The organism is Actinoplanes nipponensis (genome assembly GCF_016862275.1).
Taxonomy (GTDB): Bacteria; Actinomycetota; Actinomycetes; order Mycobacteriales; family Micromonosporaceae; genus Actinoplanes; species Actinoplanes nipponensis.
Genome location: NZ_BOMQ01000030.1, coordinates 138,432 through 163,181, shown reverse-complemented (window position 1 = coordinate 163,181; position 24,750 = coordinate 138,432). Strand labels below are relative to the sequence as shown.

The following is a 24,750-nucleotide window of genomic DNA, read 5'->3' as shown; positions in this document are numbered from 1 at the left end:
CCGGCCCGTCGCTGTGCCGCCGGTGCACGGCCGGTGACCGCGGATGGCGGGAACCGCCATCGGGGGCGGCCGGATTATGGGCACGACCCACATAGCTGGCCATGAATCCGGCCCATAGTGTTGCGCGTCACAGGGCGCTGCCGATCCGACGCCGCCGCCCGCACTCAGAGGAGGTCGAATGCCCCCGCCGATCCTCCAGGCCCGCGGGCTGGGCAAGCAGTTCCGCGGGTTCCGCGCCGTGCACGGCGTGGACCTCGACATCGCCGCGGACAGCGTGCACGCCCTCGTCGGGCCCAACGGCGCCGGCAAGTCCACCCTGTTCAACCTGCTCACCGGCTTCCTGCGGCCGAGCGCCGGGCGGATCACCCTGGCCGGCGCCGACGTCACCGGGCTGCCGCCCGAGCGGGTGGCGCGCCTCGGCGTGGCCCGCTCGTTCCAGATCACCACCCTGTTCCCCCAGGTCAGCGCGCGCGAGCACGTGGGGCTGGCGCTGCAGGCCCGGACCGGGCTGGGCTGGCGCTTCTGGCGCTCGGAGGGCCGGCTCGACCGCTTCCGGGACCGGGCCCTGGAGCTGCTCGACGACGTGGGTCTCGCCGACGCGGCCGAGGTCCCCGCCGCCGCTTTGGCGTACGGCCGCAAGCGGGCCCTGGAGCTGGCCGTGGCGCTGGCCCTGGACCCGCGGGTGCTGCTGCTGGACGAGCCGACCGCCGGCATGGGCGCCGAGGACATCGACCGCACCATCGCGCTGATCCGCCGGGTCCGCCCGGGGCGCACCGTCGTGCTGGTCGAGCACAACATGAGCGTGGTCCGCAACCTCGCCGACCGGGTCACCGTGCTGCAGCGCGGCGCGGTCCTGGTCGAGGGCGGGTACGCCGAGGTCCGCGCCGACCCCCGAGTGATCACCGCCTACCTGGGGGAGACCCATGCTGACCGTTGAGGGCCTCAACGCCTGGTACGGCGAGGCGCAGGTGCTGCGCGACGTCGACCTGGCCGTCGCCGAGGGCGAGATCGTGACGCTGGTCGGGCGCAACGGCGCGGGCAAGACCACCCTGCTGCGCTGCGTCATGGGCCTGCACGAGCGCTGCACCGGGCGCATCGGGCTGCGCGGCGACACCGCGTTCGGCACCCGGCCGGCGCACCGGCGGGCCCGGCTCGGCGTCGGCTACGTGCCCGACGACCGCGGCATCTACGCCACCCTCAGCGTCGAGGAGAACCTGCTGCTGCCCCCGGTGGTCGGTCCCGACCCCTGGTCGCTGCCGCGGGTCTACGAGACCTTCCCGGTGCTGCGGGAACGCCGGCGCTTCGCCGGCACCCAGCTCTCCGGCGGCGAGCAGCAGATGCTCGCCCTGGCCCGGGTGTTGCGCAGCGGGGCCCGGCTGCTGCTCTGCGACGAGCCCACCGAGGGGCTCTCGCCGCTGCTGGTCGAGCAGATCGGCGAGATCCTCCGGGAGATCAAGGCGGCCGGCGTCACCGTCCTGCTGATCGAACAGAACCTGCACTTCGCGACGACCGTGGCCGACCGGCACCACCTGCTGGCCGAGGGCCGGATCGTCGAGAGCCTCGACAACGGCGCGGTCCGCGCCCGCGAACACGAACTTCTCGCCTACCTCGGCATCTAAGGAGACCCCCATGAGAACGACGATCCGAGCGGTGACCGCCGTCCTGGCCACCGGTGGCCTGCTGGTCGCCGGCTGCGGTCGCGGCGGACCCGGTGGCGGCGGCGACGAGAAGGTCAGCGGCGGCAAGATCGTGCTGGCCGTGCTCAACGACCAGTCCGGCGTCTACGCCGACCTGTCCGGCCGCAACAGCGTCGAGGCGGTCCGGATGGCCGTCGCCGACTTCCAGGCCAAGTACGGCGACCGGGCCGTGACCAAGAACATCGAGGTGGTCACCGCCGACCACCAGAACAAGCCGGACATCGCCAACTCCAAGGCCCAGGAGCTCTACGACCGGCAGCAGGCCGACGTCATCCTCGACGTGCCGACCTCCTCGGCGGCGCTCGCCGTGGCGAACGTGGCCAAGGCGAAGAAGAAGCTCTACTTCAACATCGGCGCCGCCACCACCGAGCTCACCGGCAAGCAGTGCAACAAGTACACCTTCCACTACGCGTACGACACGTACATGCTGGCCAACGGCACCGGCTCGGCGGTGACCAAGGAGGGCGGCAAGAACTGGTACATCGTGTACCCGGACTACGCGTTCGGGCAGGACATGCAGAAGTCGTTCACCGCGGCGATCACCGCCGCCGGCGGCAAGGTGCTGGCCAAGGACCCGACGCCGTTCCCGAACGACAACTTCTCCACCTTCCTGCTCAAGGCGCCCGCGATGAACCCCAGGCCGGACGTGCTGGGCACCATGCAGGCCGGCGGCGACCTGGTCAACCTGGTCAAGCAGTACAACGAGTTCAAACTGCGGGACAAGGGCATCAAGCTGTCGGTCGGCCTGATGTTCATCACCGACATCCACTCGCTGGGCCCGGACGCGTTCGCCGGCACCACCTTCACCGACGCCTGGTACTGGAACTTCGACGACCGCAACCGGCAGTGGGCCGACCGGTTCACCGCGAAGACCCGGACCCGGCCGTCGTTCGCGCACGCCGCCAACTACTCGGCCGCGATGCAGTACCTCGAGGCGGTCCAGCGGGCCGGGACCGACGCCGCCGACGCCGTCGTGGGCCGGCTCGAGGGCTACTCCTACGACGACGTGTTCGCCCGCAACGCCACCGTCCGCGCCGAGGACCACCGGGTCGTGCACGACGTCTACCTGGCCGAGGTCAAGCCCAAGAGCGAGGTCAAGACCGACTGGGACTACGAGAGGATCCTGCGCACCATCCCGGCCGCGGAGGCGTTCCGGCCGGTGGGCACGGGCGGCTGCGCGCTGTGAGCGGCTTCCTCCAGCAGTGCTTCAACGGCCTGGTCAGCGGCGGCTTCTACGCGCTGCTGGCGCTGGGGCTGGCGGTCATCTTCGGCATGCTGGGCGTGGTGAACTTCGCCCACGGCGCGTTCTTCATGCTGGGCGCGTTCGGGGCGTACGTCGCCCTGGCCGAGTTCGGGGTGCCGTTCTGGGCGGCGCTGGTGGCCGTGCCGGCGCTGCTGTTCCTGTTCGGCGCGGTGCTGGAGCGCACCCTCATCCGGCGGCTGGTGCCGTTCGACCCGCTCTACAACTTCCTGCTCACCTTCGGGCTCACCCTGGTGCTCCAGGACCTCGTCAAGCGCGAGTACGGCGTGCAGTCCCAGCCGTACCCGCGCCCGGCCGAGCTGTCCGGCTCGCTCGACCTGGGCCTGTTCGACTACCCGGCGTACCAGGTGTTCGTGCTCGCCGCGGCGGTCCTGCTCTGCCTCGCGGTGTGGCTGATCCTGACCCGGACCAGGGTCGGCATGGTGGTGCGGGCCGCCACCGAGCGCCCGGAGCTGACCCGGGCGCTCGGGGTGAACGTGGGCCGCTGGGTCACCCCGGTCTTCGCGTTCGGGGTGGCCCTGGCCGGCCTGGCCGGCGTGCTGGCCGCGCCGATGCGGGCGGTCAACCCGCTGATGGGCGCCGACCTGATCATCGCGGTCTTCGCGGTGGTGGTGATCGGCGGGCTGGGCTCGGTGTTCGGCTCGGTGCTGGCCGGCTTCGCCATCGGCCTGGTGCAGTCGCTGGGCAACCTGTACGTGCCGGCGCTGTCCCAGACGCTGATCTTCATCATCATGGCCGGGGTGCTGCTGTGGCGTCCCGCCGGCCTGTTCGGCCGCGAGGAGGCCCGCACGTGATCCGGTTGTTCCTGCGCCACACCGAACCGGCCGGGCGCCGCCCGCTGCGCTACCTGCTGCTGGCCGCCGGGCTGCTGCTGGCCCTGGCCCTGCCCTGGCTGATCTACCCGCCGGTGGCCATGGACATCGCCAGCTGGGCGCTGTTCGCCGCCGCCCTGGACCTGCTGCTGGGCTACACCGGCCTGCTGTCCTTCGGCCACGCCGCCTTCTGGGGCACCTCGGCGTACGCCGCCGGGCTGATCGCCATCCACAGCGGACTGCCGTTCCCGGTGGCCGTGCTGGGTGGCGCGCTGCTGGCCGCGGCGCTGGCCGTGCCCATCGGCTACCTGTGCGTGCGCAACAGCGGCATCTACTTCGCGATGGTCACCCTGGCCTTCGCCCAGATGATCTACTTCGTGGCCAACCAGTGGCGCTCGCTCACCGGCGGCGAGAACGGGTTGCAGGGCATCCCGCGCGAGCTGCTCGGGCTGGACCTGAGCGACCCGTTCGTCTTCTACTACGCCGGGCTGCCGATCGTGCTGCTCGGGCTCTGGGGGCTGTGGCGCATCGTGCACTCGCCGTTCGGGCACGTGCTGGTGGCCATCCGCGACAACCCGGCCCGGGCCCGGGCCATCGGGTACCCGGTGGAACGCTACAAGCTGCTGGCCTTCGTGCTCTCGGCGGCACTGTCCGGGCTGGCCGGCGGCCTGTTCGCGATCAGCCACGGGTTCGCCTCGCTGCAGGAGGTGAACTGGACCACCTCCGGCAAGGCCGTGATGATGGTCGTGCTCGGCGGGATCGGCTCGCTGTGGGGCAGCACCCTGGGCGCCGCGCTGGTGGTGCAGCTCGAGGACTACCTGTCCACCGCCGGCTTCGACGGCATCGGCATCGTCACCGGCACGGTGTTCGTCCTCGTGGTGCTGCTGTTCCGGCAGGGGCTGTGGGGCGCCGGCCGGCAGCTGGGGGCCGCCGCCGGCCGGGCCCGGCGCCGCCGGCCGAAGCCGCCCGCCGCCACCGAGGCGGCACCCGTCCCGACCCCGACCACCCGTGAAGAGGCAGCATGGACACCATCGCCCAGGGGCTGACCGCCCCGCACGAGGTCCTCGCCGGGCGCACGGCCGTGGTCACCGGCGGCGCCGGCGGCATCGGCCGGGCCTGCGCCGAACGGCTGGCCCGGGCCGGCGCCCGCGTCGTCGTGCTCGACCGCGACGGCGACGCGGCCGAGCGGGTGGCGGCCGAGATCGGCGGCGCCGCCCGCACCGTGGACCTGTCCGACCTGGCGGCGATCGACCGCCTCGACCTGACCGCGGACATCCTGGTCAACAACGCGGGCCTGCAGCACGTGGCGCCGCTGCACGAGTTCCCGCCGGAGACCTTCTCGCTGATCCTGCGGCTCATGCTGGAGGCGCCCTTCCGGCTGGTGCGGCGGTGCCTGCCGCACATGTACGCGCAGGGCTGGGGCCGCATCGTCAACGTGTCCTCGGTGCACGGGCTGCGCGCCTCGCCGTACAAGGCGGCGTACGTGTCGGCCAAGCACGGGCTGGAGGGCCTGTCCAAGGTGATCGCGCTGGAGGGCGCCCCGCACGGGGTCACCTCCAACTGCGTCAACCCGGCGTACGTGCGCACCCCGCTGGTCGAGGCGCAGATCGCCGCCCAGGCGGCCAGCCACGGCATGCCCGAGGCGCAGGTGGTCGAGGAGGTGATGCTGGCGCCGGTGGCCCTCAAGCGGCTGGTCGAGCCGGACGAGGTCGCCGAGCTGGTGGCGTACCTGTGCTCGCCGCCGGCCTCGTTCATCACCGGCGCCTCGATGGTCATGGACGGCGGATGGACAGCGCATTGAGCAGCGTCTTCCTCGAGCTGCTGCTGCGCGAGGCGGCGGCGGTGGAGTTCGAGCGGCCGCTGCTGGAGGCCCGGGCCCAGGGCCGTCCGCCGCGGGAGCTGGCCGAGCTGGACGAGCACAAGGCGCTCGCCCTGCAGGTCCGCGCGCTGCTGGAACGCCGCCGTCGGCGCGAGGCCGAGCTCAGCGCGCTGGTCGACACCGTGGGCGACCTGGCCACCCTGCGGGAGATCGACGCGGTGCTGGAGGCGATCGTGCGCCGGGCCCGCGAGCTGCTCGACGCCGACGTGGCGTACATGACCCTCAACGACGAGGAACGCGGCGACACGTACATGCGGGTCACCTACGGCTCGGTGTCGGCCCGGTTCCAGCAGCTGCGGCTGCCGCTCGGCGCCGGGCTCGGCGGGCTGGTGGCGCAGACCGCCGCGCCCTACGTCACGGCCGACTACGCCGCCGACGCCCGCTTCCAGCACACCGACGAGATCGACGGCGGGGTGAGCGAGGAGGGCCTGGTCGCCATCCTGGGCGTGCCGATGCGGCTGGGCACCCGGGTGCAGGGGGTGCTGTTCGCCGCCAACCGCAGCGCCCGCCCGTTCACCCGCCAGGAGGTGACGCTGCTCGGCTCGCTGGCCGCGCACGCCTCGGTCGCGCTGGACAACACCCGGCTGCTCGGCGAGACCCGGGCCGCCCTGGAGGAGCTCGGCGCGGTCAACACCGTGGTACGCCGGCACAGCGAGTCGCTGGAACGCGCGGCCGAGGCGCACGACCGGATGACCGAGGTGATCCTGCGCGGCGGCGACCTGGACGACCTGGCCGGCGTCGTCGCCGAGGTGCTCGGCGGGGAGCTGGCCATCCTGGACGCCGACGGGCACCGCCTCGCCGCGGTCGGGGCCATCGCCGAGGTCGCCTCGCTGGCCGGCGCCGCGGTGGCCGGCAACGGGCTGGGCCGGGCCACCCGCCACGGCGAGCACTGGGTGCTGGCCGCGGGCGCGGGCAGCGAGGCGCTGTGCACGCTGGTCCTGCACGCCCCCGGCGAGCTGAGCGAGACCGACACCCGCATCCTGGAACGCGCCGGCGTGGTCACCTCCCTGCTGCTGCTGTTCCGCCGCAGCCTGGCCCAGGCCGAGGGCCGGGTCCGCGGCGAGCTGCTCGAGGACCTGCTCAGCCGGGGCGTGGAGGACCCGGTGACGGTACGGCAGCGGGCGAAACGCCTCGGCGTCGATCTGGACGCCGCGCACGTGCTGGTCGTGCTCACCTGCCCGCCCCGGCAGCGGGAACGCGCCGCCCAGTGGAGCGCCGCCCAGGCGGCGGCCTGCGGCGGGCTGGCCGCGCAGCGGGAGGACAACGTGACCCTGCTGATCGGCGGCGACCATCCGGGCGACACCGCCCGCCGGATGGCCCGCGAGCTGGGCGCCTACCTCGGCGTACCGGTGACCGGGGGAGGGGCCGGGCCGGTCGCCGGGCCGCAGCGGGTGCCCGAGGCCTACGCCGAGGCGCAGCGCTGCGCCTCGGCGCTGCTGGCGCTGGGCCGCGCCGGCGACGGCGCCAGCGCCGCCGAGCTGGGCTTCGTCGGGCTGCTGGTGGGGGCCGACCGCGACGTGGGCGCGTTCGTCGCCGACACCATCGGCGCGCTGCTGGAGTACGACCGCCGCCGCGGCACCGCCCTGGTCCGGACCCTGGAGTCCTATTTCGACGCGGGCGCCAACGCGGTCCGGGCCGCCGAGGCGCTGCACGTGCACGTCAACACGGTGACCCAGCGGATCGCCCGGATCGCGCAGGTGCTCGGCGCGGGCTGGCAGCGTCCCGAGCGCAGCCTGGAGCTCCAGCTCGCGCTGCGGCTGCACCGGCTGCAGGGCCCGCCCGCCACCCACACCGCGGCGGCCAACAGTGTGGTCCGGGCCCATGGTCCCGGACCCGGGCGGGCCGGAGCATGACGGGCATGCTCCCTTCCTTCCTGGCCACCCTGCTGGCGGTGACCCTGTCCCCGGTCGCCGCCGGCGCCGCCCCGGCCTGCGCCGCACCCACCGTGCCCGGCGCCGAGCGTCAGGTCGCGGCCTGCCTCGGCGATCTGACCACCGCGGGGACGGTGGCCACCGGCCACACCGACCCGGCCGACTACGCCGGGCTGACCTCCGCCGGCGCCCGCAACCCCACCGGCGTGCCCGGCCTCCAGATCGACGGCTACTTCCCGGACACCTCGACCGGCAACACCACCCACGGCTGGAACCACGACGCGCAGTTCGTGCTCCGCCTGCCCGAGCGCTGGAACGGCGGGCTGGTCGTGGCCGGCTCCCCGGGCGTGCGCGAGCAGTACGCCAACGACTTCGCCATCGGCGACTGGGTGCTGGCCCGGGGCTACGCGTACGCCGCCACCGACAAGGGCAACGTCGGCGCCACCTTCTACCGCGACGGCACCCGCCCCGGCGACGCCATCGTGGAATGGAACCGGCGCGTCACCCAGCTCACCCGCGCGGCCCAGGCGGCCGCCGGGCGGCACTACGGCCACCGGCCCCGCCGCACCTACGCGGCGGGCCTGTCCAACGGCGGCTACCTGGTGCGCTGGCAACTGGAGAACCACCCCGAGCTCTACGCCGGCGGCATCGACTGGGAGGGCACCCTCTGGCATCCGGACCGGCCCAGCCTGCTGACGTTCCTGCCGCCGGCGCTGCGGGCGTACCCGGGGCCGGCGGCGGGCTTCGCACCGGAATCGAGTTTCCTCTGGGACTACCACTACCGCGTCTACTGGGACCTGACCCAGCGGATCTACCGCGAGGAGCTGGACCCCGGCTACGACGGCCCGGCCGAGGCCGGCACCCCGTTCTGCGCCTCGGGCACCCCGGCCTGCGACGCCGACTACGACTACCCGACGCGGCCCGCGTCCGTGCGTGCGGCGATCGCCCGGATCGCGCTGACCGGCCGGATCCAGCGCCCGCTGATCACCCTGCACGGCACCCTGGACGCGCTGCTGCCGATCACCCTCGACTCCGACGTGTACGCCGGCATGGTCCGCGACCGGCACCGCGACCGGATCTTCCGCTACTACCGCATCGAGGGCGGCAACCACGTCGACGGCCTGTACGACGCCTACCCGGACCGGCTGCGCCCGATCCTGCCGTGCTTCCGCAGCGCGTTCATCGCGCTGGAGGACTGGACCGGACACCGGGCCGCGCCGCCGCCCAGCCGCACGGTGGCCCGGCCGGCGTCCGGCGACCTGGCCAACACCTGCGCGCTCAGCGGCTGAGCGGGCCGACGTCACGCAGCGGGCCTCACCGCCGGGCGGCGGGGCCCGGGACGACCGGCAGCTCCAGCAGGCCGCGCATGAGCACGCCGGGCCGCCAGGTCAGCTCGGCGGGCGCGACGGCCAGCCGCATGTGCGGATACCGGGCCAGCAGCCGGCCGAACGCGACCTGGGCCTCCAGCCGGGCCAGCGGGGCGCCCAGGCAGTAGTGGATGCCGTGCCCGAAGGCGAGATGCGGATTCTGCGCGCGGTCCATCCGCAGCTCGTCGGGGGCCGGGAAGCGTTGCTGGTCCCGGTCGGCCGAGAGCAGCACCACCAGCACCGGGTCGCCGGCCCGGATCGTCGTGCCGCCGAGCTCCAGCTCCCGGGTGGCCACCCGGAAGGTGGCCGTCTCGACCGGTCCCTCGTAGCGCAGGAACTCCTCGATCGCGCTCGGCAGCAGCGCCGGGTCGGCCCGCAGGCGCTCCCACCGCGTGCGCTCGTGCAGCAGCAGATGGACCCCGTTGCCGATGAGGTTGACGGTCGTCTCGTGGCCGGCGATGAGCAGCAGGAACACCATCGACGACAGCTCGTCCTCGGACAGCCGGTCGCCGGCGTCGCGCACCCCGATGAGGCCGGACAGCAGGTCCTCGCCGGGCTGCGCGCGGCGCTCGGCGATCAGCTCGCGGATGTAGCTGACCATCGCCTGCATCGCGCCGGGCAGCCGGTCGCGCGCCGCGGCGCCCGCGACGATGGTGTTCGACCAGCGGCGGAACGAGTCGCGGTCGGCCGCCGGCACCCCGAGCAGCTCGCAGATGACCTGGATGGGCAGCGGGAACGCGAAGGCGTCGATCAGGTCGACCCGCTCGCGGCCGGCCATCGCGGCCAGCAGCTCGTCGGTGATCTCCTCGATCCGCGGGCGCAGCGCCTCGATGCGCCGGGCGGTGAAGGCGCCGGACACCAGGCGGCGCAGCCGGGTGTGGTCCGGCGGGTCGGCCGAGAGCATGTGCCGCGACACGGCGGCCCCGACGGCCGGCGGCAGGGCGCTGTCGGTGGTCTGCCCCACCGGGAGCGCCTTGGACAGCCGCGGGTCGGTGAGGGCCTGGCGGGCGTCCTCGTAGCGGGTCACCAGCCAGGCCGTCACTCCATTGGGGAGCTTGACCCGGCGGACCGGGGTCTCCCGGCGCCACTGCGCGTACACCGGGTGGGGGTCGGTCCGCAGCGCCGGATCGGCGAAGTCCTCCCGGACGTCCTGGGTCATCGCACCGCTCCCGTCGATCGGCAGGAATCTATGACGATACCTCCGATCGGCGATCCCCGGCCGCGGCCCGGCGGCGTCCCCCGATCCGCCGTTTCACCGGCCTCCGTGAGCAGCGGACGGCAGACAGATGGCGCCCGCCGCCCGGCCGGCGTTGGTCGCGCCGACCGGCGACCTCGCCCTGTCCGCGGTCGCCGCGAACCTGCTCGCCGAGCTCACGCCGGTCGCCGCGAGCTTCCTCGCTCAGCGCCGGATGGTCGTCACCGGGGGACCGGCTCGCGGCCGGCCGCGCCGCCGGGATGCCGTGCCGGCAGCCCACCGCGCGGCACCAGCACGCCGACCTGGGTGAGCAGGCGGTCCGCCGAGAACGGCTTCTCGATGAAGGCGGTGCCGCTCTCCGCCAGGTCGTCACTGTCGATCAGCCCGTCGCTGTAGCCGGACATGTAGAGCACCGGGAGGTCCGGCCGGCGCGCGAGGATCTCGTCGGCCAGCTGCCGTCCGGACATCCCCGGCATGATGATGTCGGTCAGCAGCAGGTCGCAGCCGTGTTCGGCTTCCAGGGCGAGCGCCTCGGCGCCGTCGCGGGCGTACAGGGTGTGGTAGCCGCCGGCCCGCAGGATCCGGACCACCGCCTCGCCGAGCTCCGCCTCGTCCTCGACGACCAGGACGGTCTGCCCCTCCCCGGCGAGGGGGACGGGGTCGGCGACCGGCGCGCTCGGGGCATCGGCGGGAGCGGCGGGGAAGTAGACCCGGAACGTGGTGCCGAGACCGGGTTCGGAGTAGACGTTGATGCTGCCGCCCGCCTCGGTGACGATGCCGTAGACGGTGGCCAGGCCCAGCCCGGTGCCGTGGCCCTTGGGTTTGGTGGTGTAGAACGGCTCGAACACCCGGGCGGCGACCTCGGGGCTCATGCCGGTGCCGGTGTCGCTCACCCGCAGCCGCACGTAGCGGCCACCGGCGGGCGCGGGGTGCAGATCCTGCTGGTTCTCGTCCAGGACGGTCTCGGCCGCCTCGATGGTCAGCCGGCCACCGTCGGGCATGGCGTCGCGGGCGTTGACCGCCAGGTTGAGCAGGATCTGCTGGATCTGCCCGGGATCCGCGAAGATCATCAGTGGCTGGGCCGGGGTGCTCGTGACCAGTTCGATCTTCTTGTCGATGGTGCGCGTGAGCATGGCGCTCAGCTCGGCGATGGCGGCGTTCACGTCGACGGCCCGCGGCTGCACCGTGTTCTGGCAGGTGAAGGTCAGCAGCCGGCGGGTCAGGTCGACGGCGCGTTCGCCGGCCAGCCGGACCTTGGCGAGGTCCGCCCGAACGGCCGGGTCGGTGCTGCTCTCCTCGGCGAAGCCGGTGAAGCTGAGCATGATGCCGAGGATGTTGTTGAAGTCGTGCGCCACCCCGCCGGCGAGCTGTCCCAGCGAGGCCATCCGCTGGGACAGCTGGGCCCGTTCCTCGGCGCGCCGCTGGGCGCTGATGTCGCGGGCCACCGACGAGGTGCCCACCATCGCTCCGGTCTCGTCGCGGATCGGGGAGACGACGACCGACACCTCCTTGACCGGGCCGTCCCGGTGTCTGATCCGGTTGTTGAAGCGAATGCCCTGCTCACCGCTCTCGATGCGGGCGCGGAGTTCCGCGAGGGACGGGCCCGGCGCGTCGTCGGCGATGATCAGCGCGTGGAAGTCCGCCACCGTGAGACCGATGACCTGGTCGGCCCGGTAGCCGTGGAGCCGTTCCGCGCCGCTGTTGAACGCGGTCAGCCGCCCGTCCAGGCCGGCGGCGACGATGGCGTCGTCGGAGTGCGCCACGATGGCGGCCAGGGTCCGCCACTCGGTCTCCGCCTGCGCCCGGGCCCGATCCACGGCCCGCAGCTGGCCGGCGATGGCGAGGCCGACCCCGGTCATCACGGCGGCGATCAGGGTGAACAGCAGGTGCCGGGCCGAGCCCCAGATCCGGTCGGGCCACCAGCACAGCAGGTTCACCAGCATCACCGCGTACGCGCCGACGGCCAGCACGGCCCGGGGCCGGCCCGACCCGGCGGCCAGGCACGGGCCGGTGGCCAGCGTCCCCATGATGACCGTCTGCTGCCCGGAGAGGCCGTCGATGACCGCCAGCACGGTGACGGCGGTGACGGCGACCGCGACGACGGGCACCTGGCGACGGGCGGTCGCCGGGCTCAGCACGGGCGGGGACTGCCACATCGCCGGCCTTCCCTGGGCCGGTGCCCGGCCCGGACTCGCGGATGCGAACCCCTGCGGGGCTCGGTTCAATTTAGGCCGGATGCGAAGCGTCCGGACCGGTAATCGGCGGGTCACACCGGTACGCGTGGGATGTCAGGCTTTTCCCTCGCCCGCGCCGGCCCCGGCGTTTATCGCCGGAGGTCCCGGGTAGCCGCCTTCGGGCGCCACCCGCGCCCAGGCAGAGGAGGTCGATGATGCGTGCGATGGTCTACCGGGGGCCGTACCGGATCCGGGTCGAGGAGAAGGACCGGCCGAAGATCGAGCACCCGGGCGACGCCGTCGTACGGGTCACCAGGGCCGCGATCTGCGGCTCCGACCTGCATCTCTACCACGGGATGTTGCCCGACACCCGGGTCGGCTCGACGTTCGGGCACGAGTTCATCGGCGTGGTCGACGAGGTGGGCGCCGCGGTGCGCACCCTCAAGCCGGGCGACCGGGTCATGGTGCCGTTCAACGTCTTCTGCGGCACCTGCTACTTCTGCGCCCGCGGGCTCTACGCCAACTGCCACAACGTCAACCCCAACGCCACGGCGGTCGGCGGCATCTACGGCTACTCGCACACCACCGGCGGCTACGACGGCGGCCAGGCGGAGTTCGTCCGGGTCCCGTTCGCCGACGTGGGCCCCACCCTCATCCCGGACTGGATGGACGAGGAGGACGCCGTCCTGCTGACCGACGCCACGGCCACCGGCTACTTCGGCGCCCAGCTGGGCGACATCGCCGAGGGCGACGTGGTGGTGGTCTTCGGGGCCGGGCCGGTGGGGCTGGTCGCGGCCAAGAGCGCCTGGCTGATGGGCGCGGGCCGGGTCATCGTCATCGACCACCTGGAGTACCGGCTGGAGAAGGCCCGCACGTTCGCCCACGCCGAGACCTACAACTTCGCCGAGTACGACGACATCGTCGTGCAGCTGAAGAAGGCCACCGACCACCTCGGCGCGGACGTGGTCATCGACGCGGTCGGCGCCGAGGCCGACGGCAACTTCCTGCAGCACGTCACCGCGGCCAAGCTCAAGCTGCAGGGCGGCTCGCCGATCGCGCTCAACTGGGCGATCGACTCGGTCCGCAAGGGCGGCACGGTCTCGGTGATGGGCGCCTACGGCCCCATGTTCAGCGCGGTCAAGTTCGGCGACGCCCTGAACAAGGGCCTCACCCTGCGGATGAACCAGTGCCCGGTGAAGCGGCAGTGGCCCCGGCTGTTCGAGCACGTCAAGAACGGCTACCTCAAGCCCAGCGAGCTGGTCACGCACCGCATCCCGCTGGAGCACATCGCCGAGGCGTACCACATCTTCTCGGCCAAGCTCGACGGCTGCATCAAGCCGCTCATCGTTCCGAACGCCGCCTGACCTCAAGGGGAGCGACCATGCCGTCCACGCCGTACACGTCCGAGCGGCCGCCGCGGCCGGAGTCGAACGACCAGCTGCGCGCCCGTATCCCCGGCTGGGGAGTCGATCTCGACCCGCGCGACCGGCCGGCGGTGCCGAAGGAGCGACTCGATCCGGCGCTCGCCGGTGCGCCCGGTGAGTTCCCGGCGCGCCAGCCGGAGGAGCAGCCCCGGGAACGCTCCATCGAGCACGCCGAGCTCACGCCGGTGTTCGGCACCTCGTGCCCGCCCAAGGGGCTGTCCGGAGTGATCCGCCGATACGCCTACGGGCAGTACAGCGAGGGGCGTGCCGCCCACTGGCTGCTGCTGCTGGCGGCGGACCGGGTCGACACCGTGGAGAGCACGCTGCGCTCGTTCGTGAGCACCCGCCCGGACAACCCGATCACCCAGACGGGGGTGCTGAGCGAGTTCACCCACCACGGCATCGGCTCCCGGTTCGGCCGCAAGCGCGCCGACGTCAACCACCAGTGGCTCGACCCGATCATCGTGGGGGCGCCGTGGCTGCTGGCCGGGGCGCTGGCGTACCGGATCGCCCGGCGGGTGGCCGGCCGCTAGGCCGAGGTTCGCGCAGGTCGGCTACCGTGGGCGGCCATGTCCGAGCAGCCCCCGCCACCCGCCTGGATCCACTGGCCGATCCGGGTGCTCGCCGTCGTCCTCGTGCTGCCGTTCCGGTTGCTGTGGGAGCTGCTGGGGCTGACCGGGCGGTTCCTGGCCCGCTACGTCGGCCGGCCGCTGGCCTGGCTGTGGCATCGCGCGGTGGTGGTGCCGGCCGCCTTCCTGTGGCGGTACCTGGTCGCCGTGCCCGTCGCGTTCCTGTGGCGTCATCTGGTGGCCCTCCCGGCGGCCTGGCTGTGGGGACGGGCGCTGCGGCCCGCGCTGGAGTGGCTGGCCCGGTGGTTGCTGGTCGTTCCGGCCCGGTGGCTGTGGCGGCATCGGCGGCTCTTCCTGCGGCCGTTCGCGCTGGCGCTGCACTACCTGGTGGTCGTGCCGGCCGTCTGGCTGTGGGCCGTGACCCGGCCGGTGCGGCGGGGGTTGGGGTGGCTTCTCGCGGGGCTGGGCCGGGGGCTCGCCGCGGTGCTGAACGCCGGGTGGCGGGGCGCCGGGTGGGTGCTGGGGCTGCTCTACCGGTGGCTGCTGCGGCCGGTCGGCCGGGCGGTCGCCTGGTGCTGGCGGTGGACGGTCGTGCCGGCGTACCGGATGGTCGCCGCCGCCGGGCGGTGGGTGCACGCGGCGATCCTGCGCCCGGGCGCCGGCCTGGCCCGGGCCGTGCTGGTCTCCGTCGGTCTGCGCCGCTGAGCGGTCCGGCTGTTGACACGGCGGACCCGCGCGGGCAATCTGTGTGAACGGTCACATAGACAACTGCCTATTGAAAGCAGGCCGCGATGTCGTTCAGCCGCTGCGCCCGGGCGATCGTCGCCGCGCTTGCCGGGGCCGCCACCGTTCTCGCCCTCACCGGTGCGCCGGCGCTCGCGGCGCCCGTGACCGTCACCAACGGCACCCAGTTCACCGACACCAGCGGCGCCGTGGTGCACGCCCACGGCGGCGGCGTCCTCAAGGTCGGCGCCTACTACTACTGGTTCGGCGAGAACCGCAACCCCGACAACACCTTCCGGTACGTGTCGGCCTACCGCTCCACCGACCTGAAGACCTGGGAATTCCGCAACCACGTGCTCACCCAGTCGTCGGCCGCCGAACTGGCCAGCGCCAACATCGAGCGTCCCAAGGTCATCTACAACGCCGCGACCGGGCAGTTCGTCATGTGGATGCACAAGGAGACCGCCACGGACTACGGGCAGGCACGGGCGGCGGTGGCCGTGTCGAGCACGGTCGACGGGGCCTACACCTACCGGGGCAGCTTCCGGCCGCTGGGCACGTACATGTCGCGGGACATCACCACCTTCGTCGACGACGACGGCGCCGGCTACATGGTGTCGGCGGCCAACGAGAACCGCGACCTGAACATCTACCGCCTCACCGCCGACTACACCGGTGTCGCCGCCCTGGTCCGCAGCTGGCCCGGCGACGTGCGGGAGGCTCCGGCGTTGTTCAAGCGCAACGGCGTGTACTTCATGCTGACCTCGGGCGCCACCGGCTGGAGCCCCAACCAGCAGAAGTACTCCTCGGCCACCGGCATCACCGGCACCTGGAGTCCGTGGGCCAACGTGGGCGACGGCACCGCCTACCAGTCGCAGACGGCCTACGTCCTGCCGGTGACGGGCACGGCCGGGACCGCGTACCTCTACCTGGGGGACCGGTGGGGCAACTCGCTGGGCGGCACCGTCAACGACTCCCGCTACGTCTGGCTGCCGCTGCGCTTCCCCAGCGCCACCACGCTGGCCATGGACTACTACCCGACGCTGGTCATCGACGCGGCGGCCGGCACGGTGAGCGGGCCCGGCGGCTACACCGCCGTGGTCGCGCGGCACTCCGGCAAGTGCGTGGACGTGGTGAGCGCGTCGACCGCCGACGGCGCCGAGGTGGTCCAGTACGCCTGCAACTCCGGGGCGAACCAGCAGTGGCGGCGCCGCGACCTGGGCAACGGCTACGTGCAATTGGAGGCCCGGCACAGCGGCAAGTGCCTGGACGTGGCCGACGCGTCGACCGCGGACAACGCCCGGATCGTGCAGTACACCTGCGGGGCGGGCGCCAACCAGCAGTGGCAGGTGCAGGGCGCGGGCGGCGGCTACTACCGGCTCGTGGCCCGGCACAGCGGCCGGTGCCTCGACGTCACCGGCGGGGGCACGGGCGACGGGGTGCGGCTCATCCAGTACGCGTGCGGGGCCGGCGCCAACCAGCAGTGGTCCGGGTGACGCCCCGGCGGCTCCCCGCCGCCGGCCGGCTCAGCGGCGCACCGGTGCCGGGTTCTCGGCCAGCATGTCGGCCATCAGCGTGGCGAGTTGGCGGGGGCGCAGCGGTTTGCGTACCAGGCGGTCGACGACGGCGGCCTCCTCGTCGCCCAGGGTGCTCCCGCTGATCATGAGGATGCGCAGCCCGGCCGTGTGCGGATCGGCCCGCAGCGCCGCGGCCACCTCCAGCCCGGTGAGGCCGGGCATGCCGTGATCGAGCACCACGAGGTCGGGCCGTTCCCGGCGGGCCAGCTCGAGGGCGCTGACGCCGTCGAGGGCGGTGTGCACGTCGTGGCCCGCCACCTCGAGGCTGTAGCTGATGAACGCCGCGACATCGACGTCGTCATCGGCGATGACGATGCATGCCATGCGGTGCCTCCTCGGGACGGTGGGATGCGGCCTGCCGGCACCAGCCCCATCGGCCGGGCGGGCGGACATCTGAGTGCGTCGTGCCTCAGATCCGGACGCCGGCCGCCGATGGGCAGCAAGGAGGGCGCACTCGGCCCCGGCGGCTGAGAAAGGCGGAACGTGTCCGGATCTCGAGCGGCTCAGGCGGCGCCGGGCGGTGCGCTGCCGCCCGGCGTCGACGCTCAGCTGCTCGCCGCGGCGGTTCCGCACACCATCTGGGTGATGACCGGGGCGGGAACGGTCGAATACGTCCACCACGGCCGGCAGTGCACGGGTGAGCCGTGGCTCTCGGTCGTGCATCCCGATGACGTCGAGGCGGTGAGCCGCGCGGCCGCGGCCGCGCGCCCGCGGCCGGAGCCGTACGCCGCGGAGTGCCGGATCCGTGGCGCTGACGGCTCGTTCCGCCGGCACAGCCTGCTGTTCAGCCCGATACCCGGCGACGCCGGGCGGTGGATCGCGACGGGCACCGACATCGAGGAGCGACAGGCGTTGCGGGACGAGGTGACCCGCCAACAGCAGTGCGTCACCGAGACGCTCTCGCTGCTGGAGACCCTCGAGGCGGCCGCGCCGGCCGGATTCGGCTTCGTGGACAGCGAATCGCGGCTCTCGCGGGTGAACGAGACCCTGGCCGCCATGGGCAGCGCCCCGCGCGGTGAGCTGCTCGGCCGGCCGGCTCCCGAGGCGCTGCCCGGCGTCTGGCCGCAGATCGCGGCGAACTACCACCGGGCCCGGCAGACGGCCACCGCGGTCGTCGGCACCGTGGTCACCGCGCCGGCGGGCGGCGACGGGGACGGGGACGGCCCGCGTTCCTGGCTCGCCGGCTGTTATCCCGTCCGGGTGGGGGACCGGATGATGGGCGTCGGGCTGGTGCTGGTCGACGTCACCGAGCGGGAACAGGCCCAGGCGTTCCGCTCGGTCATCATGGACGACATGGCCGAGGGCCTCTACACGGTCGACGGCGACGGGAAGTTGACGTCGATGAACCGGGCCGCGTCGGAGATGCTCGGCTGGCAGGAGAAGGATCTGCTCGGCGTCTCGGTGCACACCGCCGTGCACGCCGCGCCCTGGCACGGCGCGCCGCAGCCGGAGAGCGAGTGCCCGCTGCGGATCCGTACGGCGGGCCCGTCGGCGCAGACCGTCGACGAGACCTTCGTCCGTCGCGACGGGTCGACCTTCGGGGTCGCCTGCTCGGTGGCGCCGCTGGAGACCGGCGGCGGGCTGCCCGGTGCGGTGGTCACCTTCCGGGACATGACCGAGGTGCGGCGCGTGGAGCTCGAGACGCGTCACGATCAGAAGCTGGAGTCGCTCGGCCGGCTCTCCGCCGGGCTGGCGCACGAGATCAACACGCCGATCCAGTTCGTCGGGGACAACACCCGTTTCCTGGCCGACGCCTACCGGGACATGCTGGAGCTGCTGCTGGTGTACCGGGAGTGCATGGCGCCGGCGCTGGGCGAGCTGCAGTGGGCGGAGCGTACCCGGCGCGCGCAGCAGGCCGAGGTCAAGGCCGACATCGAGTACCTCGCCACCGAGATCCCGGCCGCGGTGGGCCAGAGCCTGGAGGGCGTCGAGCGGGTGGCCTCGCTGGTCCGGGCGATGAAGTCGTTCAGCTACAAGGACTCCACGGAACAGGCCTACGCCGACCTGAACGAGGCGATCCGGACCACCCTCACGGTGGCCCGCAACGAGGTCAAGTATGTCGCCGACGTCACGCTCGACCTCGGTGAGCTGCCCGACGTGCTGTGTCATCTGGGCGACCTGAACCAGGTCTTCCTCAACCTGCTGGTCAACGCGGCCGACGCGCTCAAGGACAACGCCGAGCGGGGCGAGATCCGGATCAGCTCCCGGGTGCAGGGCGGCACCGCGGTGCTCAGCTTCGCCGACAACGGCACGGGCATCGCCGAGGACGTCCAGCAGTCCATCTTCGAGCCGTTCTTCACCACCAAGGAGGTGGGCAAGGGTACCGGGCAGGGCCTGGCGCTGGCCCGGGCGGTGCTGGAGAAGCACGGCGGCTCGATCGAGGTCCGCTCGGCGATCGGCGAGGGCACCGAGTTCACCCTGCGCCTGCCCATCGCCGGCAAGCAGGACGCCTCCGCATGAGCAGGGCCCGCGCCCTGTTCGTCGACGACGAACCGCGCATCCTGGACGGGCTGCGCCGTTCGCTGCGGGGCAAGCGCGGCGAGTGGGACATGGCGTTCGTCTCCGACGGTGCCGAGGCGCTGGAACTGCTGGCCCGGGAGCCCCACGACGTGGTGGTGTCCGACATGCGGATGCCCGGGATGGACGGCGCCGAGCTGCTGACCGCCGTCAGCCGCCGGCACCCGGAGGTGGCCCGGGTGGTGTTGTCCGGCCACATCGAGCCGGCGGCGGCGATCCAGGTGGCCGTCGCCGGCCATCGGTTCCTGACCAAGCCCTCCGACGCCGACAGCCTCATCGCCGTCATCGAACAGCTGCTGGTCAGGACGTCGGGCGCGCACCGGAGCGAGGCGCGGCGGATCGCCGGCGCGGTCCGCGCCGTACCGACGCTGCCGGAGCACACCGACGGCATCGTCGGGCTGCTCGCGCCGGACGCCAACCTGGCGTACGCGGTGCAGATGGCCATGCACGACGTCGGGCTGACCGCCAAGCTGCTCCAGCTGTCCAACAGCCGGTTCTTCGGGGCGCGCCCGCGCAACTCCTCGGTCGAGTCGATCGTCAACGCGATGGGGGTGCCGATGGTGCAGGCGGTGGCCGGCGCGGGCCACGCGCTGCGCCCGGCCTCGGCCTGGGACCCGGCGATCGAGCAGCACCTGCACATGGCCTGGCGGCACGCGGTGGCGACCGCCTGCCTGGTGGACTTCGTGGCCTCGCCGGCGAACCGGCCGCACGCGCAGGCCGCGGCGCTGCTGCAGGACGTCGGGCGGCTGGTCTGCCTGGCGACCGCGGGCGAGGAGCGGGAATCCGCGGTCGACCTCGCCTCGGAGACCCGCGACGGGGTCCCGTTCCGCGACGTCGGGGTGGAGCTGCTGCACCTGTGGGGGCTGCCGGCGCCGATCGTGACCGCTGTCGCCCAGCGCGACCTGGAGCAGTCGCCGGAGCCCTCCGGGCTCGGGGTGGCCGCGGCCGTGCGCACGGCGCACCTGCTGATCCAGCGCACGGAGTCCGCCTGTTCGGCCGCCGGCAGCCAGGCGGGCCGGGACGACGAGCTGGCCCGGTTGCTCGCCCACCCGCAGTTGCGGGCCCAGGACGTCGACTGGCGGCGGGCCGCCGACGAGGCATCGCACCAGGCCGGGTCGTGGCGCCGCCGCGGCCGGCACTGATCACCGCGGCGGGCCCGCCGCGGCCGGTCCCTCGGAAGGGGAGATCATGGCACGCATCCTGGTCGTCGACGACGATCCGGCGATCCGGCAACTGCTGACCGACGTGCTGGAGATGGACGGGTACGAGGTCAGCGTGGCGGTGGACGGGCTGGCCGCAGTGCGCGAGGTGCAGGCGGCCGGCCCCGACTTCGTGATCCTGGATGTGATGATGCCGGGCCTGGACGGCTTCGGGGTGCTCACCGCCATCCGCGGCCTGCCCGGTGAGCCGGTGCCCGTCCTCATGCTGACCGCGGCCGCCGAGGCCGACGCCAGCACCCGGGCCTGGGCCGGTGGCGTGGACTACTACCTGGCCAAGCCGTTCACCGCGGACGCGGTGCTCGACCTGATCGACGGCGTGCTGGCGGGTCAGGTGCCCGTCGTCGAGCGGTGACGGAATCCGGTGACATCCTTCTCAGGTCGTCGTGGGGGCGGCCGATGTTCCCGCCACGGACGGAGACGGCCTTCTCAGCTGTTGCGTCATAGCGTTACCCAGAGTGATTAGGAGAGCGCAGGCCGTGAAAATCACCAGCGCCACCGCCACCCACCGTCGCCTGATGGCGACCGTCGTCGCCGCCGCCCTCGGGGTCGTCAGTCTCCCCGCCCCCTCCGCCGCGCAGCCCACCGCCGCGGCGTGGCGTGATGTCGTCGTCACGGGCGCCGACGCCGAGGGCGCGGCGCGGGCGGTCCTGGCCGCCGGCGGCCAGGTCGTGTCCCTGCTGCCCGTCGTGCGCGGCGTGGCGGCCCGCCTGCCGCGGCACACCACGCTGGACCCGGCGTGGTCGGTCGCGCCCCAGCGCGAGATCACCGTCGCCGAGGCGGAGACGCCCGAGGGGACGGCCGGCGCGACGACGGTACGCCAGATGCTGGGTCTGGCCGCCGACGGCGACGAGGGGCGCGGCGTCACCGTGGCCGTCGTCGACACCGGCGTCGCCGACGTCCCCGATCTCGCCGGGCAGGTCGCCGCCCGGGTGGACCTCACCGGCACCGGCGCCGGGGACGGGTACGGCCACGGCACGTTCATGGCCGGCCTGATCGCCGCCACCGGTGCGGCCTCGGCCGGCGCGTACCGCGGAGTGGCGCCCGGCGCGAAGCTCGTGGACGTCAAGGTCGCCGACGCGGACGGGCGTACCGACCTCATCACCGTGCTGCGCGGCCTGCAGTGGGTCAGTGACCACCGCGACGACGTGCAGGTGCTCAACCTGTCACTGTCCTCGAACAGTCCGCTGCCGTACCAGATCGATCCGCTGACCCAGGCGCTCGAGTCGTTGTGGCACCAGGGCGTCGTGGTGGTCGTGCCGTCCGGCAACGACGGGCCCGGCACCGGCTCGGTGACCTCGCCCGGCAACGACCCGCTGCTGCTCACCGCCGGCGGGCTGGACGCCGCCGGCACGGCCGCGCGCGGCGACGACGTGGTCGGCGTCTGGTCCGGCCGGGGGCCGACCTGGCAGGGCGACGCGAAGCCGGACCTGGTCGCGGCCGGTGGCCACGTGGTGAGCCTGGCCGCGCCGGGCAGCGTGGTGGACCGGGGCAACCCGCGGGCCCGCGTCGGCGACGGCTACTTCCGCGGCTCCGGCACGTCCATGGCCGCCGCGGTCACCTCCGCGGTCATCGCGGACGTGCTGGCCGTCCAGCCCCGACTGCGGCCGGACGCGGTCAAGAACCTGCTCGTCAGCGAGGCGTACGCCAGTCCCGGGCTGAGCCGCGCCTCCGGTGGCGGCGCCGGTGGCCTGGACGCGCTCGCCGTGCTCGCCGCCGCACCGCGCTGGCACGCCGGCAAGGCGCAGCAGCAGTACGACGCCGACACCGCCACGGTCGGACGCGACGCGAAGCGCTGGGCCGCCTTCACCGAGGCCCTGGTGGACGGGGACGAGCAGTCCGCGGACCAGGCGTGGCGGAAGCTGACCCCCGCCTCGCGCGACTGGGCCGCCCGCGCCTGGGCCCAGCTCGACCCCGCCGCCCGCGCGTGGGCCGCGCGGGCCTGGGCGGACGCCGACTGGTCGGCCCGGGCCTGGGCCGACGGCGAGTGGGCGGCGCGGGCCTGGGCGGCCCGGGCCTGGGCCGCGCGCGCCTGGGCCTCCGACGACTGGGCCGCGCGGGCCTGGGCGGACGCCGACTGGTCGGCCCGGGCCTGGGCCGCCGACGACTGGGCCGCGCGGGCCTGGGCGGCGGACCGGTGGAACGCTCGTGCCTGGGCCTGGCTGCCCGCGTCGTGAATGCGGCGTCGGCCCACGACGGTCGCCCGGGTGTGTCCCGGGCGGCCGTCGCCGTGCGCGACCAACTGCGTGATCCGATCCAGCGCCGGGTCCTGGGCGTCGTCCTGGTCGGCGCCGCCCTGGCCGCCGTCGTGGTGGTCGGTCTCGCCGGGCACGGCAGCGTCCTGCGCGGGCTCGGCGTGCCCACGGCTGCCCTGCTGCCCGGTCTGACGGTCCTGAGCTGCCTGGCCGAGATGACGGTGGTCCGGCTCCGGCACGGGGAGGCCGTCGAGGAGCTCAGCCTCTACGAGGCGGCGCTCATCATCGATGTGTTGGTGCTGCCGCCGCGGGACGCGCTCATCGCGGCCGCGGCCGGGCTGGTGCTCGCGAGCGCCCGGCAACGACGGCCCTTCGTGAAGGCGTTGTTCAATCTCGGCACGTACACGGCTGCCACGTCCGTGCTGATCCTGATCGTGCACCTGGCCGGTGGCTCGCCCGGCGCGCTGACCGTCGGCGTGCTGGCCGGGGTCGTGGCGGGCACGGTGGCCTTCACCGCGGTGAACCTGTGCTGCCTGGCGCAGATCCTCGGAGTGATCAACAAGACCTCGCCGTGGCGGATCGTGCGGTCGGAGGCGCGGCTGTCGGCGTACATGGCGGTCGGCACGATGGCCACGGGACTGACCACCGCCGAGATCGCGCTGCACTCGCCGTTGCTCCTGCCCTTCATGGCGATGCCGGCATTGGCCGTCACCTACGCCTACCGGGCGGCGGCCCGCGAGGCCGACGAGCACGCGCGATCCGCGTGCCTGCTGCGGCTGTCGCACGCGCTGGCCGAACGCGAGGACGTGGTGCGGCAGTTCCTCCTGCTGGTCCGCGAGGCCTTCGGCGCCGACCTGGCCGTCGTGGTGCTCGAGGACGACGACGTGGCGCTGTCGGTGGAGAGCGCCGATCCCGCCGCCGTGCGGCCCGGGCCGGTGCCCCGGCACCTCGCTGTCCTCGGCCGGATCGAGGAGCCCGCGCACCTCGCCGAGGATCTGCCGGGCGGCCTGCGCCGCATGGTGGTGGTGCCGGTGCAGGGCGGTGGCCGCCGCTTCGGCACCGCCGCGTTCGCCACCCGGCACCGCGGCCGCGGCTGGATGACGACCGGCGACGTCACGTTGCTGGCCTCGCTGGCCAGCGCCCTGGCCGTGGCCATGCGCGGCGCGGAGCACCTGGACCGGCTGCTGGCCGAGACCAGCAAGCTCCAGGCGGTCGTCGAGCAGTCGGCCGAGGGGATCATGGTGATCGACGGCGCCGGCCTGGTGCAGGTGTGGAGTCGGGCGCTGGCCGAGATGACCGGCGTCGAGGCCGCGGAGGCCGTCGGCCGGCCGCCCGCCGAGGCGCTCGACGTGCCCGCCGAGGAGGAGCGTCGGCTGCTCATGCCGGTCTCGGTGGCGCAACCGCGGACGGTGGCCGAGCTGACCGCCCGCCGCCGGGACGGCGACCAGCGCCGGCTGCGGCTGGCCCACTCGGCGGTCTTCGCCGCCGGCAACCTGGTCCGCGACGTGGTCGTGGTCAGCGATCTGACCCGGGAGCACCGCACCGACCGGCTCAAGTCCGACTTCATCGCCATGGTGTCGCACGAGCTGCGCACGCCGCTCACGCCGATCATCGGCTATGTCGACCTGCTGCGGTCGCGGGGGGAGCGGATGACCCCGCAGAAGCGCCTGGACGCGCTGAACCTCATCGGCGACCGTGCCGGCCATCTGTCCCGGCTCGTCGAGGACCTGCTGCTCGCCTCCCGGTTCGGCGACAACCCGGACGACGTCGCGTTGCAGGTGTCGACCGGCATCCACGACCTCGGTGCGCTGGTCGGGCAGGCGTCCCGCGATCTGGGCTCGGCCCGGGTCGTCACGTCGCTGCCGCCCGGCCCGGTGCCGGCGCAGTGCGACAGCGGCCGGGCCCTGCAGGTGCTGGCCAACCTCATCGGCAACGGGCTCAAGTACTCCGCCGAGGACACCGAGGTGCTGGTCGGCGTACGCCTCGACGGGGACCGGGTGCACGTCGACGTCCGCGACCGCGGCCGCGGCATCCCGGCCGATCAGCTGGCCAAGGTCTTCGACAAGTTCCACCGGGTCGAGGACCCGATGACGATGAGCACCAGCGGCACCGGGCTGGGGCTGTTCATCGCCCGCCGCCTGGCCCGGGCGATGGGCGGGGACGTCACCGTCGTCTCCACGCTCCACAGCGGCTCGGTTTTCACGCTCACGCTGCCCTCCGCCGGACCGGCCCCCGACGTCGCAAACCCGTCCGAGAACCGGGCTTAGCGGAT

18 protein-coding genes and 2 pseudogenes are annotated in these 24,750 nt (G+C 73.6%); 17 read left to right on the top strand and 3 right to left on the bottom strand.

The annotated features are described in order from the left end of the window. Window positions 1–178: 178 nt before the first annotated feature. The 8 genes and pseudogenes from Ani05nite_RS13625 to Ani05nite_RS13590 all read left to right on the top strand — a co-directional run bounded on the left by Ani05nite_RS13625 (window position 179) and on the right by Ani05nite_RS13590 (window position 8,809). The gene (locus Ani05nite_RS13625; protein ID WP_203768395.1) at window positions 179–937 is read left to right on the top strand and encodes an ABC transporter ATP-binding protein; all 759 of its coding nucleotides are present in this window, start codon (window positions 179–181) and stop codon (window positions 935–937) included. After that, window positions 924–1,619, top strand: a complete 696-nt coding sequence (locus Ani05nite_RS13620; RefSeq protein ID WP_203768394.1) for an ABC transporter ATP-binding protein — start codon at window positions 924–926, stop codon at window positions 1,617–1,619. The genes Ani05nite_RS13625 and Ani05nite_RS13620 overlap by 14 nt, the downstream gene beginning before the upstream one ends. Window positions 1,620–1,629: 10 nt before the next feature. Next, on the top strand, window positions 1,630–2,883 hold the full coding sequence (locus Ani05nite_RS13615) for an ABC transporter substrate-binding protein (protein ID WP_203768393.1): 1,254 nt from the start codon (window positions 1,630–1,632) through the stop codon (window positions 2,881–2,883). Further along, window positions 2,880–3,752: a branched-chain amino acid ABC transporter permease gene (locus Ani05nite_RS13610; RefSeq protein ID WP_203768392.1), complete on the top strand. Its 873-nt coding sequence runs from the start codon at window positions 2,880–2,882 to the stop codon at window positions 3,750–3,752. The genes Ani05nite_RS13615 and Ani05nite_RS13610 overlap by 4 nt, the downstream gene beginning before the upstream one ends. Then, a pseudogene (locus Ani05nite_RS13605) lies at window positions 3,749–4,711 on the top strand (branched-chain amino acid ABC transporter permease); the annotation flags it as partial. The gene Ani05nite_RS13610 and the pseudogene Ani05nite_RS13605, both read left to right, overlap by 4 nt. A gap of 80 nt (window positions 4,712–4,791) precedes the next feature. Then, entirely contained in the window at window positions 4,792–5,571 is a 780-nt protein-coding gene (locus Ani05nite_RS13600; protein WP_203768391.1) for a 3-hydroxybutyrate dehydrogenase, read from the top strand. Further along, window positions 5,556–7,427 (top strand): annotated as a pseudogene (locus tag Ani05nite_RS13595) (helix-turn-helix domain-containing protein); the annotation flags it as partial. The gene Ani05nite_RS13600 and the pseudogene Ani05nite_RS13595, both read left to right, overlap by 16 nt. Window positions 7,428–7,507: 80 nt before the next feature. Next, window positions 7,508–8,809 (top strand): 3-hydroxybutyrate oligomer hydrolase family protein, encoded by a 1,302-nt coding sequence (locus tag Ani05nite_RS13590; protein ID WP_203768388.1) that lies wholly within the window; start codon window positions 7,508–7,510, stop codon window positions 8,807–8,809. 25 nt (window positions 8,810–8,834) lie between these two features. On the opposite strand, the gene Ani05nite_RS13585 is transcribed toward Ani05nite_RS13590, so the two are convergent. Both Ani05nite_RS13585 and Ani05nite_RS13580 read right to left on the bottom strand, forming a co-directional pair. Further along, a complete protein-coding gene (locus Ani05nite_RS13585; protein WP_203768385.1) occupies window positions 8,835–10,046 on the bottom strand; it encodes a cytochrome P450 family protein in 1,212 nt (403 codons plus the stop codon). A gap of 257 nt (window positions 10,047–10,303) precedes the next feature. Then, entirely contained in the window at window positions 10,304–12,238 is a 1,935-nt protein-coding gene (locus tag Ani05nite_RS13580) for a hybrid sensor histidine kinase/response regulator (RefSeq protein ID WP_203768384.1), read from the bottom strand. A 230-nt stretch (window positions 12,239–12,468) separates the two neighbouring features. On the opposite strand from Ani05nite_RS13580, the gene Ani05nite_RS13575 reads away from it, so the two are divergent. The 4 genes from Ani05nite_RS13575 to Ani05nite_RS13560 all read left to right on the top strand — a co-directional run bounded on the left by Ani05nite_RS13575 (window position 12,469) and on the right by Ani05nite_RS13560 (window position 16,468). Continuing rightward, window positions 12,469–13,620, top strand: coding sequence for a zinc-dependent alcohol dehydrogenase (locus Ani05nite_RS13575; protein ID WP_239129853.1), 1,152 nt, complete (start codon window positions 12,469–12,471; stop codon window positions 13,618–13,620). Between the two features lie 17 nt (window positions 13,621–13,637). After that, window positions 13,638–14,213, top strand: a complete 576-nt coding sequence (locus Ani05nite_RS13570) for a hypothetical protein (RefSeq protein ID WP_203768382.1) — start codon at window positions 13,638–13,640, stop codon at window positions 14,211–14,213. Between the two features lie 36 nt (window positions 14,214–14,249). Next, window positions 14,250–14,954: a hypothetical protein gene (locus Ani05nite_RS13565; RefSeq protein WP_203768380.1), complete on the top strand. Its 705-nt coding sequence runs from the start codon at window positions 14,250–14,252 to the stop codon at window positions 14,952–14,954. Between the two features lie 86 nt (window positions 14,955–15,040). Next, window positions 15,041–16,468, top strand: a complete 1,428-nt coding sequence (locus Ani05nite_RS13560; RefSeq protein WP_203768378.1) for an RICIN domain-containing protein — start codon at window positions 15,041–15,043, stop codon at window positions 16,466–16,468. Between the two features lie 30 nt (window positions 16,469–16,498). On the opposite strand, the gene Ani05nite_RS13555 is transcribed toward Ani05nite_RS13560, so the two are convergent. After that, a complete protein-coding gene (locus Ani05nite_RS13555; protein WP_203768377.1) occupies window positions 16,499–16,873 on the bottom strand; it encodes a response regulator in 375 nt (124 codons plus the stop codon). Between the two features lie 159 nt (window positions 16,874–17,032). On the opposite strand from Ani05nite_RS13555, the gene Ani05nite_RS13550 reads away from it, so the two are divergent. From Ani05nite_RS13550 to Ani05nite_RS13530, 5 genes are all read left to right on the top strand, one after another. Next, window positions 17,033–19,009: a PAS domain-containing sensor histidine kinase gene (locus Ani05nite_RS13550; protein WP_203768376.1), complete on the top strand. Its 1,977-nt coding sequence runs from the start codon at window positions 17,033–17,035 to the stop codon at window positions 19,007–19,009. Continuing rightward, window positions 19,006–20,208 carry a response regulator gene (locus tag Ani05nite_RS13545; RefSeq protein ID WP_203768375.1) on the top strand — a complete coding sequence of 401 codons (1,203 nt, stop codon included), beginning with the start codon at window positions 19,006–19,008 and terminating at the stop codon, window positions 20,206–20,208. The genes Ani05nite_RS13550 and Ani05nite_RS13545 overlap by 4 nt, the downstream gene beginning before the upstream one ends. A 46-nt stretch (window positions 20,209–20,254) precedes the next feature. Continuing rightward, entirely contained in the window at window positions 20,255–20,638 is a 384-nt protein-coding gene (locus Ani05nite_RS13540; RefSeq protein WP_203768374.1) for a response regulator transcription factor, read from the top strand. Between the two features lie 124 nt (window positions 20,639–20,762). Beyond that, on the top strand, window positions 20,763–22,460 hold the full coding sequence (locus Ani05nite_RS13535; RefSeq protein ID WP_203768373.1) for a S8 family serine peptidase: 1,698 nt from the start codon (window positions 20,763–20,765) through the stop codon (window positions 22,458–22,460). Between the two features lie 32 nt (window positions 22,461–22,492). Next, the gene (locus Ani05nite_RS13530; protein ID WP_203768371.1) at window positions 22,493–24,745 is read left to right on the top strand and encodes a sensor histidine kinase; all 2,253 of its coding nucleotides are present in this window, start codon (window positions 22,493–22,495) and stop codon (window positions 24,743–24,745) included. Window positions 24,746–24,750 lie beyond the last annotated feature (5 nt).

Bases quoted from the DNA above. Each gene is read 5' to 3' on its own strand.
- Ani05nite_RS13625 (WP_203768395.1), top strand. From the start codon at position 179: ATGCCCCCGCCGATCCTCCAGGCCCGCGGGCTGGGCAAGCAGTTCCGC.
- Ani05nite_RS13620 (WP_203768394.1), top strand. From the start codon at position 924: ATGCTGACCGTTGAGGGCCTCAACGCCTGGTACGGCGAGGCGCAGGTG.
- Ani05nite_RS13615 (WP_203768393.1), top strand. From the start codon at position 1,630: ATGAGAACGACGATCCGAGCGGTGACCGCCGTCCTGGCCACCGGTGGC.
- Ani05nite_RS13600 (WP_203768391.1), top strand. From the start codon at position 4,792: ATGGACACCATCGCCCAGGGGCTGACCGCCCCGCACGAGGTCCTCGCC.
- Ani05nite_RS13590 (WP_203768388.1), top strand. From the start codon at position 7,508: ATGCTCCCTTCCTTCCTGGCCACCCTGCTGGCGGTGACCCTGTCCCCG.
- Ani05nite_RS13585 (WP_203768385.1), bottom strand. From the start codon at position 10,046: ATGACCCAGGACGTCCGGGAGGACTTCGCCGATCCGGCGCTGCGGACC.
- Ani05nite_RS13580 (WP_203768384.1), bottom strand. From the start codon at position 12,238: ATGTGGCAGTCCCCGCCCGTGCTGAGCCCGGCGACCGCCCGTCGCCAG.
- Ani05nite_RS13575 (WP_239129853.1), top strand. From the start codon at position 12,469: ATGATGCGTGCGATGGTCTACCGGGGGCCGTACCGGATCCGGGTCGAG.
- Ani05nite_RS13570 (WP_203768382.1), top strand. From the start codon at position 13,638: ATGCCGTCCACGCCGTACACGTCCGAGCGGCCGCCGCGGCCGGAGTCG.
- Ani05nite_RS13565 (WP_203768380.1), top strand. From the start codon at position 14,250: ATGTCCGAGCAGCCCCCGCCACCCGCCTGGATCCACTGGCCGATCCGG.
- Ani05nite_RS13560 (WP_203768378.1), top strand. From the start codon at position 15,041: ATGTCGTTCAGCCGCTGCGCCCGGGCGATCGTCGCCGCGCTTGCCGGG.
- Ani05nite_RS13555 (WP_203768377.1), bottom strand. From the start codon at position 16,873: ATGGCATGCATCGTCATCGCCGATGACGACGTCGATGTCGCGGCGTTC.
- Ani05nite_RS13545 (WP_203768375.1), top strand. From the start codon at position 19,006: ATGAGCAGGGCCCGCGCCCTGTTCGTCGACGACGAACCGCGCATCCTG.
- Ani05nite_RS13540 (WP_203768374.1), top strand. From the start codon at position 20,255: ATGGCACGCATCCTGGTCGTCGACGACGATCCGGCGATCCGGCAACTG.